Source organism: Brevundimonas aveniformis DSM 17977, assembly GCF_000428765.1.
Lineage (GTDB): Bacteria > Pseudomonadota > Alphaproteobacteria > Caulobacterales > Caulobacteraceae > Brevundimonas > Brevundimonas aveniformis.
Window position 1 is genome coordinate 384,603 of record NZ_AUAO01000002.1, and the last position, 14,647, is coordinate 399,249.

Below are 14,647 nucleotides of genomic sequence, written 5' to 3' on the forward strand. Positions count from 1 at the left end.
GTTTCCCGGCGGGCGCTTCCAACCCGGACGCTTACAAACTTTCGGTCAGGCCGCGGCGGTGATGCCGGCGGAGCCTTCCTGGGGATCGCGCAGGACGTAGCCGCGGCCCCAGACGATTCCTTAGTCGCCGGTTGGCGTGTCGTCACGGGCGGCCTCGGCAGAGGCCTCCGCTTCAGCCGCGGCCTGAGCTTCGATCAGGCTGGGCGGGAGAACCTCTTCCACCGTCAGGCCGACCTCTTCCAGCGTGGCCGGGGTGCTGGTGATGTTCGAACGCACCCGGCGGGCGGCGTGCTCGCAACGGCCCGGCAGACCGAAGAACAGATCAAAGGCTTCCTGTCGGGCATCGGCATTGGCGTTGGTCAGATACGGCTGCCAGCGCGTCATGGCGTGTTCATAGGCCCCATTGGCCGCAGCGACCTGGGCCGGTGTGGCGCGCACCGTCCCGGCGACGCGGGCGGTTTCGAAGTCCTGACGTTCCAGGCGACCCAGACGCATCAACTCCTCATCGGCTCCGGCCCCCAGGGTTTCACCCAGTTGGACGTGGCCGGAAATCAGGCCGTCGCAATAGCCGAGAAAACCAAAATCATCAGCCGGGACGCCCGGCGGGATTGGATAGGCATAGGCCATGGCTTCGCGGCGGCGCACGGATTCGGCGGATTCGGTCGGGGCGGTGCGCGCCGTCATGATCGGGCCATCCTGGGCCGCCAGGGCGAGGACGGTGGCGAAGGCGAGGGAAAGCGGCATGAATCTCGTCTTTCGGGCAACTGAAAACGACCCATCCTGGGCCGGGGCTGTGGCAGTTTCTAGACCTCCAGCAAGGCCTGCGCCACCTCACCACACCTGACGAAGGGGGGTTACACATTGACGCGCCGGGCGGGCGGGCCGACATTAAGCAACCCGATGTCGCCCGTGGCGTTATCGGCCAGAGGACGATGATGAACCGTATTCACACCTTCCGACTTGGACCGCCGCCTGCCGATCAGGGGCTGGGAGCCATGCTCGGCTGGATTGTTGCTGTGATCGTGGGTGGCTTTGCTGTCCTGATCGGAGCTCTGTTTGCCCTGTTCGCAGGCCTGGCGGTGGCGATTGTCGCCGGCTTTGCCTGGCTAGCGGTGATGCTGGCGCGTCTGACGGGCCGGCGACCCAGCCGCTCGCAACCGGCTCGGCCGGGCCCGATGGCACAAGGCGAGGGTGAAATCATCGACGCCCACAAGGTCGGCGACCAGTGGGTGGCCTACGGCTACGACCAGCCGTCGCGCTGAGCGCGTCGAGATGTCCCTGACCTTCATCGACCGTCCCACGCCGAACTTCGACACGCGGCACGCGTTGCCGGACATGATCGTCCTACACTACACCGGCATGCAGTCCGGTGAAGCGGCGATTGAGCGGCTGTGTGACCCCCAGGCCAAGGTTTCGGCCCACTATGTGGTGGAAGAAGACGGTCGGATTTTTCGTTTGGCCCCGGAAGAACGTCGCTGTTGGCACGCGGGCGTGTCGCACTGGCGCGGCCAGGACCAGCTGAACGGCGTCTCCATCGGCATAGAGATCGTCAATCCCGGCCATGAGTGGGGCTATCGCGCCTTCCCCGAGCCACAGGTCCAGGCCGTGATCGACCTGGTCGGAGACATCCGCACCCGCTGGACCGTGCCCAATGACCGCATCATCGGCCATTCCGACGTGGCCCCGGATCGCAAGGAAGATCCTGGTGAGCTGTTCCCCTGGAAGCAACTGGCTGAGGCAGGGCATGGTCTGTGGTTCGAGCCGGCGATGGAACGCATCGCCGCCCTCGGCCCCCCGATCGGACTGGGCGAGGAGGGGCTGGGCGTGGTCGTGCTCCAGGCGGGCTTAAAGCGGCTGGGCTACGGGCTGGAGCAGACGGGCATCTATGACGAGGCGACGAAGCTGACGGTCACCGCCTTCCAGCGGCACTGGCGGCAGGACAACATTGACGGGATCGCCGACGGTGAAACGCGGGCGCGGCTGGTGGGGCTGTTGCAGCTGGCCTCAGCGGAGAGCGTGACAGGGGTGCTGGACTAGCGCCTGTCAGCAGTGCAATTGACGCCCCGTCAGACGGTCGGGCGGTCGCGGCGCTTCGGCGTCGAGGAAAGTCCGGGCTCCACGGCGAAAAGGCGGCGGGTAACGCCCGCCCGGGGCGACCCGAGGGATAGCGCCACAGAAAGCAAACCGCCCCCGCCTCGGCAGGGGTAAGGGTGAAAGGGTGGGGTAAGAGCCCACCGCGGGCCTGGCGACAGGACCGGCATGGCAAGCCCCGCCTGGAGCAAGACCGAATAGGGACACCGCGCGCTCTCGGGCGCAGGGCTCGCCGGCCCGAGGTGTCCGGGTAGGTCGCGAGAACCGCTCAGCAATGGGCGGTCCAGAGGAATGACCGTCACCCGCTTGCGGGGACAGAACCCGGCTTACAGGCCGTCTGACATTTCCGCTCCACACCATTGCACCCGCAGGCGAGCCACGAAGCGGCGAAGCTCCGGGCCTTAACGCAAGCGGCCCGATTGAGATCAGGTCCCGGCTCGGCACTCTTCGGACCTGATCGGCATGGTGGGCTCATCTGTGTTCTGCTTATGTTCTCTCGGGTCGATCGGATACTTTAGATATTCAATTCTGATCTTCTGGTGTCAGTGAGTGTCATTGCATCCCACATAGGAACATGGTAACCCAGAGATTAAGAAGTGGGAGGGGCCGTCGGATTGTCCGTCGGGGCCGGCTTCGGAGATCAGGGACGGGCTGCACAAGTCCGAGGCGCGCCGGTGTTTCTCTCGACCTATGAGAAGCCGCTGGATTCCAAGCGACGCTTTGTCGTCCCTGCCGATTACCGAAATGTTGAAGACGGCTCGCAGGATGCGCTGTTCGTCTTTCCTTGCCTGTCCGAGCCGTGTCTCGAGGCGGGCGGCATTGCTCTGAAGAAGCAGTACGAGGTCATGGCCTCGCAGCTCCCGTTTGGTCATGACTCGCGAAAGTCGCTGACCATGAAGGTGTTCGCCCAGTCGAAGACCCTGGCCTATGACACGGCGGGTCGCATCACCCTGCCGGAGGCCATGTGTGCGCGTTTCGGCCTCAAGGACGAGGTCGTGCTGGTCGGTATGATGGACCGGTTCCTGATCTGGGCGCCGGACGCCTATGAACCGTGGGCGGCGCGAATGGATGCCCTGGCCGACGAGAGCATCGCGGCCCTGGCCAATGTCGAATACGCCAAGCTGACGGGAGGAGCCGGATGAGCCCGCACCTGCCGGTCATGTTGAATGAGGTGTTGGCTGCGGCTGATCCTCGATCCGGCGATCTGGTCATCGACGGCACCTTTGGAGCGGGGGGCTATTCGAGGGCCTTTCTGGAGCGCGGCTGTGAGGTCATCGGCCTGGACCGGGATCCGACGGTTCAGGTTCACGCTGACCGGCTGACGGCTGATTACCCTCAAGCCTTTCGCCTGGTCCGGCGGCAGTTCTCTGAAATGGCTGAGGCCCTGGCCGAGGTTGGCCCCGCGTCGTGCGATGTGGTGGTTCTGGATATCGGTGTCTCGTCCATGCAGCTGGATCAGGCTGAGCGCGGCTTCTCGTTCCAGAAGGATGGCCCGTTGGACATGCGAATGTCGGACGAGGGACCTACGGCGGCGGACCTGGTGAATACGCTGGACCACGGCCCGCTGGCCCATCTGATCCGGGAATATGGCGAAGAGCGAGACTCGGGGCGGATTGCCACGGCTATCCTGCGGCGACGGGTCGAGCAGCCCTTCACCCGCACGCTTGATCTGGCCGAGGTGGTCGAGAAGGCGGTCGGCGGTCGGCGGGGTGCGCCGATTCATCCGGCGACGCGGACGTTCCAGGCCCTGCGTATTGCCGTCAATGACGAGTTGGGCGAACTGGAGGGTGGCCTTCGAGCCGCCGAGCAGGTGCTCAAGCCCGGCGGGCGACTGGTTGTTGTGACCTTCCATTCGCTGGAAGACCGGATCGTCAAACGCTTTCTGAATGCCCGCGCCGGCAAGGGCGGGGGCGGATCGCGCCATCTCCCGCCACAGGCTGCGGGGCCGCGGCCCAGCTTCACCCTGATCGGCAAGGGCCTGGTCGAGGCATCCGAAGCTGAAGCGCGCGAGAATGCGCGCGCGCGCTCCGCCAAGCTGCGCGCCGCCGTGCGCACGGATGCACCGATCTGGAAGGTGGCGGCATGATGGAGGCCCATATCCGCTCGCGCCGCAGCCGCCTTCGTATGCTGGAACTGTCGGCCTTTGTCTGTCTGGTGGCCCTGGTGGCCTGGGTCTATGTGGCCAAGGCGACGGGGGCCGACGAGCGCGCCACCATTCGGGAGATCGAGCGCGACATCCGCTCCGAACAACGCGAAATCCGCCAGTTGCGTGCCGAGGCCGCCTATCTGGAGCAGCCGGCCCGTCTGGAAGCGCTGGTGCGCGAACATACCGACCTCGCGCCGGTTGAGCCGATCAATGAGACGCGGCCCGAGAATCTTGAATCCATCATCGGAGAACTGGAGCCAGCGGTCCCGGTGGAGGTTCAACCATGAGCCTCGTCGATTTTGGCCGCCGCGTTCTGCCCCGTTCCGGCACCCGTCGACTGGCCGACTGGTGGCAGAGCCTGGAACATACGTTTGAAAAGGCCGGGGCAGACGACCGGGTTGAGAACGACACCCGGTTCCGCATGACGATTGTGGCCGGCGTCTTCATGCTCATCTTTGCGGTTCTGATGGTCGGAGCGGTCAAGGCGGCCTTGTTCTCCGGGCGAGTGGAGGAGGCCTCGGGGGCACCGGTCCTGGCGGTGCAGCGCGGCGATCTGACGGATCGCAACGGCCTGCTGATGGCCACCAATCTGCCGCACTATCGGTTGGTGATCGTTCCAACCGAGACGGTGGATAGGGCGTTTGTGCGCGAGCAGGTCTTGTCGGCCTTGCCGGATATGCCCCAGGCCGGCCAAAGGCGGTTGGCGCAGGTTCTGTCTGGCGAGGATCGCGGGTTCATCGTCGGCGGGCTGACGGCGGAGCAACGCCAGGCGGTCCATGATCTGGCGCTCGGCGGGCTCTATTTCGAAGAAGAAGACGCCCGCGTCTATCCGCTGCATGACCTGGGTGCCCACGTCATTGGCTTTGCCAATCAGGACGGTGAAGGCGCGGCGGGCTTCGAGGCGGCCTTTAATGACGATATCCGCAACGCCGGGCAGGCGGGTGGAAGTGTGCCCCTGTCGATCGACCTGCGGGTCCAGGGCGCGCTGGAGAACGAACTTGAGGCCGTCGCTGCCGATCAGCAGGTAATCGGAGCCGTAGGTCTGGTGACCAATATCCGCACCGGCGAAGTCCTGGCCATGGCCTCGTACCCGGACTTCGACCCGAACCAGCGAGGGGCTTCGCCGGCCACCAGCTTCATCAATCGGGCTGCCGGTTCGGTCTGGGAAATGGGCTCGACGTTCAAGATCTTCTCGATCGCCGCGGGGCTAGATTCGGGTGTCGTTCAGCCGAACACCGTGATCGACGCGGCCGGCGGTTTGCGCCTCGGCGGCCGGGTCATCAACGACTTTCATGCGGCCAATCGGGCCATGACGGTCGATGAGGTTTTCACCCATTCGTCCAACATCGGCACCAGCCGGATCGCCGCCCTGATGGGCGGGGACGTGATGCAGTCCTACTACGATCAGTTCGGTCTGCTGGATCGCTTGCAGATCGGGCTGGCGGAATCGACCGCTCCCCTGGTTCCGCAACGGTGGGATGCCAATACCATCGCCTCGGCCTCGTTCGGACACGCCATCGGCGTGACGCCCCTGCAAATGGCGGCAGCGGTCGGGGCCATCATGAACGACGGAACCTATGTGCCGCTGACGTTGCGGCCGGTCACGGATCGGGCGCGCCTTCAGGGTCGCCGCGTCGTATCGAGCGAAACCTCGCGCCAGATGCTGCGCCTGATGCGGCTGAACGTCACCGACGGCTCGGGGCGGCGCGCCGACGTCGACGGCTTCTCGGTCGGTGGCAAGACCGGGACGGCTGAGAAATACGCCAATGGCCGGCCTGACCGGACGCGCGTTGTGTCCTCCTTCGTGTCCGTCTTCCCGACCGAAGGGCCGGCGGATCAGGACCGCTATCTGGTGCTGATCCTGCTGGATGAGCCGCGCGGCTCGGCCCAATCTGGCGGCGGTCGGACCGCCGGCCTGACGGCGGCCCCCGCCGTGGGGCGTGTCATCCGGCGGATCGGGCCATTCCTGGGTGTGCGTCGTCAACGCACCGGAGAGCCGACCGCGGAACATCTCGCGCCCGTGTCAGAGGCCGATGCCATGACGGGAGCGCCGCGATGACGGCGTTGCGCCTGTCTGACATCGTGCGCCGCGATGTGGCCTCCGATCCCGTGATCACCGGGGTGACCTCTGACAGTCGCCGCGTGGGTGAAGGCACGCTTTTCGCGGCTCTGCCCGGAGCCAAGTCGGACGGTCGAGCCTTCATCTCCCAGGCCCTGTCGCAAGGCGCGGCGGCGGTTCTGGTTCCCGCCGATACGCCGGATGATGCGGCACCGCTGATCGTCAAATCAGGCGATGTGCGTCGTGCCTATGCCTTGGCGGCACGGGCCTTCTACGGTGCCCAGCCCAAGACCTGCGTGGCGGTGACGGGTACGAACGGCAAGACATCGGTTGCGGCCTTCTGTCGACAAATATGGACCCATCTGGGCCATCACGCCGCCAGCATGGGAACGCTCGGCGTCATGGCCGGTGATGAGGTTCTGACCGGCCCAGGCCTGACCAGCCCTGATGCCGGAGACGCTGCCCGTATGCTGGCTGAACTGGCCGGCCGGGGTGTCACCCACCTGGCGCTGGAGGCGTCGTCGCACGGTCTGGACCAGCGGCGGATCGATGGGGTCAACCTCGTGGCGGCGGGCTTCACTAATCTGAGCCAGGACCATCTCGACTACCACGCCGACATGGAGAGCTACCGCGCGGCCAAGCTGCGGCTGTTCGATACGCTGTTGCCGCGCGGACGGACCGCCGTTCTGAATGCCGATTCTGAGGCCTACAATGCTTTCGCCGGGGCCGGGATCATGGCGGGCCTGGGCGTCATGGCGGTCGGCGAGCGTGGCCGGGATCTTAGCCTGGTTTCGCGCCGCGCGACGCCGGAGGGCCAACGCCTGGTGATCGAGGCCCGCGACGGTCGCCATGAGGTTTTGCTGCCGCTGGCCGGAGCCTTCCAGGTCGAGAATGCACTGGTGGCCGCCGGCCTGTGTGTCGCGGCGGGGGATGCCCCTGAGGCGGTGATTGCCGCGCTGGCCCATATCCAGGGGGCAGCGGGTCGGCTCCAGCGTGTCGGGACGACCGCCTCCGGCGGGGAAGCCTATGTCGACTATGCCCATACGCCGGACGGTCTGAAGACGGTTCTGGAAGCGTTGCGACCGCATGCGCGGGGCCGACTGATCGTCGTCTTCGGGGCCGGCGGCGACCGGGACCGGGGCAAGCGCAGGCTGATGGGTGAGGCGGCGGCGAGACTGGCCGACGTTGCGGTGGTTACGGATGACAATCCGCGCTCGGAAGACCCCGCCGAGATCCGGGCCGAGATTCGCAAAGGCTGTCCCGACGCACGCGAGATCGGTGATCGGCGTGAGGCGATTGCCTGGGCCGTGTCGGAACTCAAGGCGGGCGATGTGCTGATCGTTGCCGGAAAAGGTCACGAACAGGGTCAAATCGTCGGCGAAACCGTCTATCCGTTCGACGACGCGACGGAGGTCGCAAAGGCTATCAAGGACGCTCAGTAATGTCAGACCCCTTGTGGACCGCACGCGAGGTTGCCTCGGCGACCGGCGGTCTTGCTGACGGCGATTTTTCGGCCACCGGGATTACGTTCGACAGTCGAGAGGTCCAGCCTGGCGACCTGTTTGTGGCGCTGCAAGGTGTGCGTGACGGCCACGAGTTTGTTCAGGGGGCCTTTGCGTCAGGCGCTGTGGGGGCCCTGGTTTCCCAACCGGTATCAGGCGGCCCGTTCGTCCTGGTCCCCGAAACCCTCAAGGCTCTTGAGGCGCTGGGTGGCCAGGCACGGGATCGAGCACCCCAGGTGCGCCGCGGCGCGGTGACCGGCTCGGTCGGCAAGACCAGCGTGACCCAGGCGATCCGTGCCGGATTGGATCTGGCCGGTCCGGCGCACGGGTCGGTGAAGTCGTTCAACAACCACATCGGCGTGCCGTTGACGCTGGCGCGGATGCCGCGCGACGTTGAACGGGCCGTCTTCGAGATCGGCATGAACCACGCCAATGAGATTGGCCCGCTGTCGCGCATGGTCCAGCCGCACGCCGTCTGTGTGACCACCGTTGGACCCGTTCACATCGAGAGCTTCCCCGATGGCGAAGAGGGCGTTGCGCGCGCCAAGGCGGAAATCTTCGAGGGATTGGGCCCTGCCGGTGTCGCGGTTCTGAACGGTGACGATCGCTGGTTCGATCTGTTAAAGCAGGCCGCCCTCGAGCGTGGGGCCCGCGTGGCCATGTTCGGGTCCAATCCCGGCGGGGATGCCGTTCTGCTCGATTTCAGGCCGGACCCCGAAGGGGCCGATGTGCGCGCGCGCATCTGGGGCGAGGAGGTGAGCTACCGGCTGGCCCAGCCCGGCTTCCATTGGGGCCCCAACAGCCTGGCGACCCTGTTGATGCTGGAAGCTTTGGACGTGCCGATGGCCACGGCGCTGGAAGCTCTGGCGGAGTTCCGGCCCCTGGCTGGACGGGGCGCGGCCAAGCGTGTGGAAATCCCAGGTGGCGCATTCCTGCTGATCGACGAAAGCTACAACGCCAATCCGATTTCGATGAAAGCCGGTTTCAGGAGCCTGGGCGCGCGGACGGACGTGATGGGTCGTAGGATTGTGGCCCTGACCGACATGCTGGAGCTGGGTAACCATTCCGAGGCCCTCCATGCCGGTCTGGCCGACGTGCTGGTCGAGGCCGAAATCGACCTGGTGTTTACCGCCGGGAAAGCGATGCAGTCTCTGGATCGGGCCCTGCCTGCAGAAAAGCGGGGAGGCTGGGCCGAGGATGCGACTGCGTTGGCACCGATTGTCACCGCGGCGGTCAGGCCCGGTGATGTCGTCATGGTCAAGGGTTCCAACGGTTCCAAAGCCTCGCTGGTAGCGAAGGCTCTGGCCGAAATGGAGGCCGCTCGGGAAGTCTGATGTTCTATCTGCTCTACCTCTATTTCGCGGACTTCGCTCAGGAATACCCGCTTCTGAACCTGCTCCAGTACCAGACGGTACGGGTCGGTCTGGCCCTGCTCACGGGTCTGTTCGTGGCCATCGCCATGGGCAGCCGCTTCATCGACTGGATGCGATCCAAACAGGGCCGGGGCCAGCCAATCCGTAAGGATGGACCCGCCAGCCATCTGCAAACCAAACAGGGCACCCCCACGATGGGTGGCTTGATGATCCTGGCGGGGGTTTTTGCCGGAACCCTGTTGTGGGCAGACCTGACCAACATCTATGTCTGGGTCGTCCTGTTCGTCACGGGGGCCTATGGGCTGCTCGGATTCCTGGACGACTACGACAAGGTCACCAAACAGCATCATGCCGGCCTGACCGGAAAACAGAAGCTGGTGGCTCAGTTCGCCGTGGCCATCGTGGCGGCGGCTATCCTGGTGGCCTTTGCACCTGTGTCGCCGACCTCACCGAACCTCCAGACCTCGATCGCCTTTCCCTTCTTCAAAGCCGTGTTGTTGAATCTGGGCTGGTTCTATGTGGCGTTTGCAGCCTTCACCATTGTCGGCTTTTCCAATGCGGTGAACCTGACCGACGGGCTGGACGGCCTGGCGATCGTGCCGGTGATGATGGCGGCCGCCGCCTTCGGCGTGATCAGCTATCTGGTCGGCAATTTCCTCTTTTCCGAATACCTTCAGGTGCACCACGCGCCGGGCACGGGAGAGCTGGCAATCTTCTGCGCGGCCATCATCGGCGGGGGTACGGGCTTCCTCTGGTACAACGCCCCGCCGGCCAAGATCTTCATGGGCGACACGGGTTCGCTGGCCCTGGGCGGCGCGCTCGGATCGGTGGCCGTCTCGACCAAGCACGAGCTGGTGCTGGGAATCGTCGGCGGTCTGTTCGTCATCGAGGCGCTGAGCGTGATGATCCAGGTGTCCTACTTCAAGGCCACCGGCAAACGCATCTTCCTGATGGCCCCGATCCACCATCACTTTGAAAAGCTCGGCTGGCCGGAATCGACCGTGGTGATCCGCTTCTGGATCGTGGCGGCGATGCTGGCGCTGGTCGGGCTGGCGACGCTCAAACTGCGATGAGCGAAGGGCTGGCCCAACCCCACTCGTCACCCTCGGGCTTGACCCGAGGGTCGGGCGTTGGCGCGGGCTGGTCAGGCCAGAACCGGCACAGTCTGCGCTCGCGCGTCCAGCTACGAGCGACGGACGGTCTGATCCTCGGGTCAAGCCCGAGGATGACGAGAATTGAGGCATGATTCCCGCGCGCGGCTTTGAGGAGCAGACCGTCGCCGTTTTCGGCTTAGGCCGTTCCGGCTTGACGGCGGCTCGCGCATTGAAGGCTGGAGGTGCGTTCCCGGCTCTTTGGGACGATAGCGTTTCGGGCCGCATGCAGGCCGAGGCCGAAGGCTTCGACCTCGTCGATCTGTCAACGGCGGACTGGCGCGGGATCGACGCGCTAGTCTTGTCGCCAGGTGTACCCCTTACGCACCCGAGACCTCACTGGACCGTGGAGAAAGCCCAGGCTTCGAAGACGCCAATCGTCGGCGACCTTGAACTATTTGCCCGGGCGATCGATGCGTTGCCCGAGGCTCGCCGCCCTAAGGTGGTCGCCGTGACCGGGACTAATGGAAAGTCCACAACGACGGCGTTGATCGGTTGGGTGCTGAAGCAGGCCGGACTAACCGTCCATGTCGGCGGCAACATCGGCATCGGCGTTCTGGCTCTGCCGGAGCCGACTCCAGATGCGGTCTATGTGATCGAGGTGTCTTCGTACCAATTAGACCTGACCACCAGCTTCGAGCCGGATGTCGCCATCCTGACGAACATGAGCCCCGACCATCTCGATCGGCACGGCGGCATGCGTGGATACGTAGCGGCCAAGCGGCGCCTCTTTTGTCCAGTTCTCGGCGACAATCGAAGCGGCCGCCTTGAAGCCATCATAGGCATGGACGATGTCTGGAGCGCGGATATCGCAGTCGATGTGTATCGGGCCGGGATTCCAACCCGATACGTGCACTTCGCGCCTTTCACCGGGAAGGGCGAACCTCCGTGGGCCAGCGACTTGCGAGTGTGGGAGCCCGAGGAATTCTGGAGCCAACAATACTACGCGCCTTGGAGCGAAGTTGACGAGAAAGGGCTGGAGGCAGGCCTGGGATACTTCCGCTCGGCGGAAGGACTTCGCATCGACCTCACTGCTGCCCGATCCCTGCCGGGACGTCACAACGCCCAGAACGCCGCCTTCGCCTATGCCGCCGCAACCGCGCTGGGCGTCGGCCATGACCAAGCCGTCGCCGGCCTGATGACCTTCCCAGGCCTCGCACACCGTATGGAGACCGTGGCCCAGACCGAGCGCGTCCGCTTCGTCAACGACTCCAAGGCCACCAACGCCGACGCGGCGCGTCAGGCCCTGTCGAGCTATGAGCGTGTGTTCTGGATCGCGGGCGGGCGGGCCAAGGATGGCGGGATCGACAGCCTGGGCGACCTGTTCGGGCGCATCGAGAGCGCCTTCCTGATCGGCGAGGCCGGCGAGGATTTCGCCCGCGTGCTGACCAGCGTGCCGCACGTCGTCTGCGGCGACATGGACAAGGCGGTCGAGATGGCCGCGCGCGCCGCCGCCGCGACGGGCCGGGACGAGATCGTCCTGCTCAGCCCGGCCTGCGCCAGTTTCGACCAGTATCCGGACTTCGAGGCGCGCGGGGAGGCCTTCCGGGCCGCCGTGCGCCGCGTGATCGATGAGGGAGTCGTCCCATGACCACCTATGTTCCGCCCCTGGCGCGCGGCGACCGTTCGCTGGTCGGTAACTGGTTCTGGCAGGTCGACAAGCCGATCCTGGTCGCGATCCTGGCGTTGATCCTGACCGGCGTTGCGCTCAGCTTCGCTTCCAGCCCGGCCGCCGCCATGCGCGACGACTCGATCAGCGGCGATTTTTACTACGCCTGGCGGATGATCGCCTTCGCCACGCTCGGCCTGGGCATCCTGATTTCGACCTCGATGTTGTCGCCGCGCCATGTGCGGCGGGTCTGCGCGCTGACTTTCCTGTTCTGTATCGGGGTGATGTGCCTGCTGCCCTTCATCGGCAATGAGGCCAAGGGGGCGACGCGATGGCTCGCCATCGGGCCGTTCGGCTTCCAGCCATCCGAGTTCGTCAAGCCGGCGCTCATCGTCCTGGCCGCCTGGATGTTCGCCGAGGGCCAGAAAGGCGAGGGCGTGCCCGGCATGTCGATTGCGTTCGGCCTGTATGCCGTCACCGCCGGCCTGCTGATCATCCAGCCGGACATCGGCCAGACGGTCCTGATCACCACGACCTTCATGGCGGTCTTCTTCATGGCCGGCGTGCCGCTACGGTGGATGGCAGCTCTGATGGCCATGGCCGCTGCTGGTTTTGTCGCCATCTACCTGACCGTCGGCCATGTGCGGGATCGGATCGCCATGTTCATCGGAGGCGGTGAGGCCAGCGACAACTTCCAGCTGGAGCGCGCCCACGAGGCGATTTCGGCCGGCGGGCTGGTCGGTCGTGGGGTCGGTGAAGGGGTGATGAAGCGTCACGTCCCGGACCTGCATACCGACTTCATCTATTCGGTCGCCGCCGAAGAGTTCGGTCTGGTTTTCTCGATCATCCTGATCAGCGTCTTTGGATTGGTCGCCATTCGTGGGTTGCGGCGCGCGCGCGAACTGGCCGACCCGTTCGAACAGACGGCGGCCGGTGGTTTGTTCATTCTTCTGGGCCTGCAGGCGGCCATCAATATCGCGGTCAATCTGGGACTGGCCCCGACCAAGGGCATGACCCTCCCGTTCATCAGCTATGGGGGGTCGTCGATGCTGGGCATGTGCCTGACGATGGGGCTGGCACTGGCGCTGACCCGCAAGCGCCCGGGTGCCTATGAGCCGGGCTCGACGCCCAAGGGCATTCTCGGATGAGCCGTGTTGCCGTTCTGGCCGCGGGGGGGACGGGTGGTCACCTCTTTCCAGCGCAGGCCCTGGCCGAGGAGCTGACGCGGCGCGGTTGGCGCGTGGTGCTGGCCACCGACAGGCGCGGCGACCAGTACGCCCACGATTTCCCGGCGGAAGAGCGGCTGGCTCTGGAGGCTGCGACGGCGTCAAACCCCATCCAGATGGTCGGTGCCGTGTTCCGTATTCTGGCCGGTGTCGTCCAGGCCCGTTCGGCCTTCGCCCGGCTCAAGCCCAGTGTGGTCGTGGGCTTCGGCGGCTATCCGTCAATCCCGGCCCTGTTGGCCGCCGCGACGACGGGCCGCCCGATCATCATCCACGAGCAGAACGCCGTGCTGGGGCGGTCCAACCGAGCTTTGGCCCGCTATGCCCGAAAGATCGCGGCGGCCTTCCCGACTTTGGAGCGTGTCCCTGCCGGTCTGAAGGATCGGATCGAGGTGGTCGGCAATCCGGTCCGCACGGATATTCAGGCGCTCACGAAACGCACATACAGCGTGGGCAAGGATCGCCTGCATGTTCTGATCACCGGCGGCAGCCAGGGCGCGCGGATTCTGTCCGAGACGGCACCGCTGGCCCTGGCCCAGATCGCTGAGCGGTTGCGGGATCGCCTGGATGTCCACCAGCAGAGCCGGCCCGAGCTGCTCGACAGCACGCGCGAGGTCTATGTCGATGCCGCCATCCAGGCCGAGGTGGCCCCCTTCTTTCGCGACATGGCCGGGCGACTGGGTCAGGCGCATCTGGTGATTGGTCGGGCCGGGGCCTCAACCTGTTCCGAGCTGGCGGTGGCCGGTCTGCCGTCAATCCTGGTCCCGCTGAAGATCGCCACGGATGATCATCAGCGACTGAACGCCAAGGCGCTGACCGATGCCGGGGCGGCCATGGTCATTCTTGAGGACGATCTGACGGTTGATCGGCTCAGTGAGGCGGTCCAGGCGATGTTGGATGATCCGATTGCCCTGGAGCGACGCGCGGCTGCCGCCCGCTCGGTCGGCATCCCTGACGCCGCCAATAGGCTGGCCGATCTGGTAGAGGCCGCGGCACGGCCCGCCTGATCAGGGACGCGCCAGTTCCTGACGCGCGGTCACCGCATCCCGATAGCTGCCAAAGTCCGGGGCTTCACGGCCTTCAGGCTGCGGGTCGCAGACGTGCGCGACCATGGCCCCGAACAGGGTGTCAGCCTCGGCTGTCTGGGCTGAGGTGTCGGTTGCCGCCGAGGCCCCGACAAAGGATGTGCCGTGATAACCGCTGAAGCTGTGGTGGACGAAGGTGCGGGCGGCACAATCGACGGTCATGGCCGAGACGATGGCATCGACGCCGTCGGCTTCGGGCATGAAGATCCAATAGTTGATGTCGACCGGTGCAACGGGACTCGACCGGACAGGGCCGCGGTCCACCGCGGCCAGGTTTTCGCCGTCGTTGGTGATCTGCCACAGCGGCTGTTCCGCCTGTTGCAGGAGGGTGCTCGGCTGGGAGGCCAGTCCGGCTAACGCGGCCGCAGCCAGCAAATCAACGATCATCAACAATCACCCCGGACCAGA

The 14,647-nt window shown here is 65.5% G+C and carries 14 protein-coding genes and 1 other RNA gene; 13 read left to right on the top strand and 2 right to left on the bottom strand.

The genetic code is table 11. The annotated features are described in order from the left end of the window. Positions 1-120: 120 nt before the first annotated feature. On the bottom strand, positions 121-744 hold the full coding sequence (locus G391_RS14190) for a hypothetical protein (protein ID WP_051257209.1): 624 nt from the start codon (positions 742-744) through the stop codon (positions 121-123). 191 nt (positions 745-935) lie between these two features. Here G391_RS14190 and G391_RS0107215 point away from each other — a divergent pair, with 191 nt between their 5' ends. From G391_RS0107215 to murG, 13 genes are all read left to right on the top strand, one after another. Continuing rightward, entirely contained in the window at positions 936-1,262 is a 327-nt protein-coding gene (locus G391_RS0107215) for a hypothetical protein (protein ID WP_156893878.1), read from the top strand. 10 nt (positions 1,263-1,272) lie between these two features. Next, positions 1,273-2,037 carry an N-acetylmuramoyl-L-alanine amidase gene (locus G391_RS0107220; protein ID WP_029086921.1) on the top strand — a complete coding sequence of 255 codons (765 nt, stop codon included), beginning with the start codon at positions 1,273-1,275 and terminating at the stop codon, positions 2,035-2,037. Between the two features lie 29 nt (positions 2,038-2,066). After that, an RNA gene (gene rnpB, locus G391_RS15190) (RNase P RNA component class A) lies at positions 2,067-2,436 on the top strand. 251 nt (positions 2,437-2,687) lie between these two features. Further along, positions 2,688-3,233 carry a division/cell wall cluster transcriptional repressor MraZ gene (locus G391_RS0107225; protein WP_051257210.1) on the top strand — a complete coding sequence of 182 codons (546 nt, stop codon included), beginning with the start codon at positions 2,688-2,690 and terminating at the stop codon, positions 3,231-3,233. Next, positions 3,230-4,177 carry a 16S rRNA (cytosine(1402)-N(4))-methyltransferase RsmH gene (gene rsmH, locus G391_RS0107230; protein WP_029086923.1) on the top strand — a complete coding sequence of 316 codons (948 nt, stop codon included), beginning with the start codon at positions 3,230-3,232 and terminating at the stop codon, positions 4,175-4,177. Before G391_RS0107225 ends, rsmH begins: the two co-directional genes overlap by 4 nt. Beyond that, positions 4,174-4,524 carry a cell division protein FtsL gene (ftsL, locus tag G391_RS14195; RefSeq protein ID WP_051257211.1) on the top strand — a complete coding sequence of 117 codons (351 nt, stop codon included), beginning with the start codon at positions 4,174-4,176 and terminating at the stop codon, positions 4,522-4,524. Before rsmH ends, ftsL begins: the two co-directional genes overlap by 4 nt. Next, positions 4,521-6,296 carry a peptidoglycan D,D-transpeptidase FtsI family protein gene (locus G391_RS0107240; RefSeq protein WP_029086924.1) on the top strand — a complete coding sequence of 592 codons (1,776 nt, stop codon included), beginning with the start codon at positions 4,521-4,523 and terminating at the stop codon, positions 6,294-6,296. The genes ftsL and G391_RS0107240 overlap by 4 nt, the downstream gene beginning before the upstream one ends. Beyond that, positions 6,293-7,738 carry a UDP-N-acetylmuramoyl-L-alanyl-D-glutamate--2,6-diaminopimelate ligase gene (locus G391_RS0107245; RefSeq protein ID WP_029086925.1) on the top strand — a complete coding sequence of 482 codons (1,446 nt, stop codon included), beginning with the start codon at positions 6,293-6,295 and terminating at the stop codon, positions 7,736-7,738. The genes G391_RS0107240 and G391_RS0107245 overlap by 4 nt, the downstream gene beginning before the upstream one ends. Continuing rightward, positions 7,738-9,132, top strand: coding sequence for a UDP-N-acetylmuramoyl-tripeptide--D-alanyl-D-alanine ligase (locus tag G391_RS0107250; RefSeq protein WP_029086926.1), 1,395 nt, complete (start codon positions 7,738-7,740; stop codon positions 9,130-9,132). The genes G391_RS0107245 and G391_RS0107250 overlap by 1 nt, the downstream gene beginning before the upstream one ends. Then, positions 9,132-10,244, top strand: coding sequence for a phospho-N-acetylmuramoyl-pentapeptide-transferase (gene mraY, locus G391_RS0107255; protein ID WP_029086927.1), 1,113 nt, complete (start codon positions 9,132-9,134; stop codon positions 10,242-10,244). The genes G391_RS0107250 and mraY overlap by 1 nt, the downstream gene beginning before the upstream one ends. Before the next feature lie 169 nt (positions 10,245-10,413). Beyond that, positions 10,414-11,913 (top strand): Mur ligase family protein, encoded by a 1,500-nt coding sequence (locus G391_RS0107260; protein ID WP_029086928.1) that lies wholly within the window; start codon positions 10,414-10,416, stop codon positions 11,911-11,913. Continuing rightward, positions 11,910-13,079 carry a peptidoglycan glycosyltransferase FtsW gene (locus G391_RS0107265; RefSeq protein ID WP_029086929.1) on the top strand — a complete coding sequence of 390 codons (1,170 nt, stop codon included), beginning with the start codon at positions 11,910-11,912 and terminating at the stop codon, positions 13,077-13,079. The genes G391_RS0107260 and G391_RS0107265 overlap by 4 nt, the downstream gene beginning before the upstream one ends. After that, positions 13,076-14,161 (top strand): undecaprenyldiphospho-muramoylpentapeptide beta-N-acetylglucosaminyltransferase, encoded by a 1,086-nt coding sequence (gene murG / locus G391_RS0107270; RefSeq protein WP_029086930.1) that lies wholly within the window; start codon positions 13,076-13,078, stop codon positions 14,159-14,161. Before G391_RS0107265 ends, murG begins: the two co-directional genes overlap by 4 nt. Here the strand turns inward: murG and G391_RS0107275 are convergent, their stop codons facing one another. Then, the gene (locus G391_RS0107275) at positions 14,162-14,626 is read right to left on the bottom strand and encodes a hypothetical protein (RefSeq protein ID WP_029086931.1); all 465 of its coding nucleotides are present in this window, start codon (positions 14,624-14,626) and stop codon (positions 14,162-14,164) included. Between the last annotated feature and the right edge of the window lie 21 nt (positions 14,627-14,647).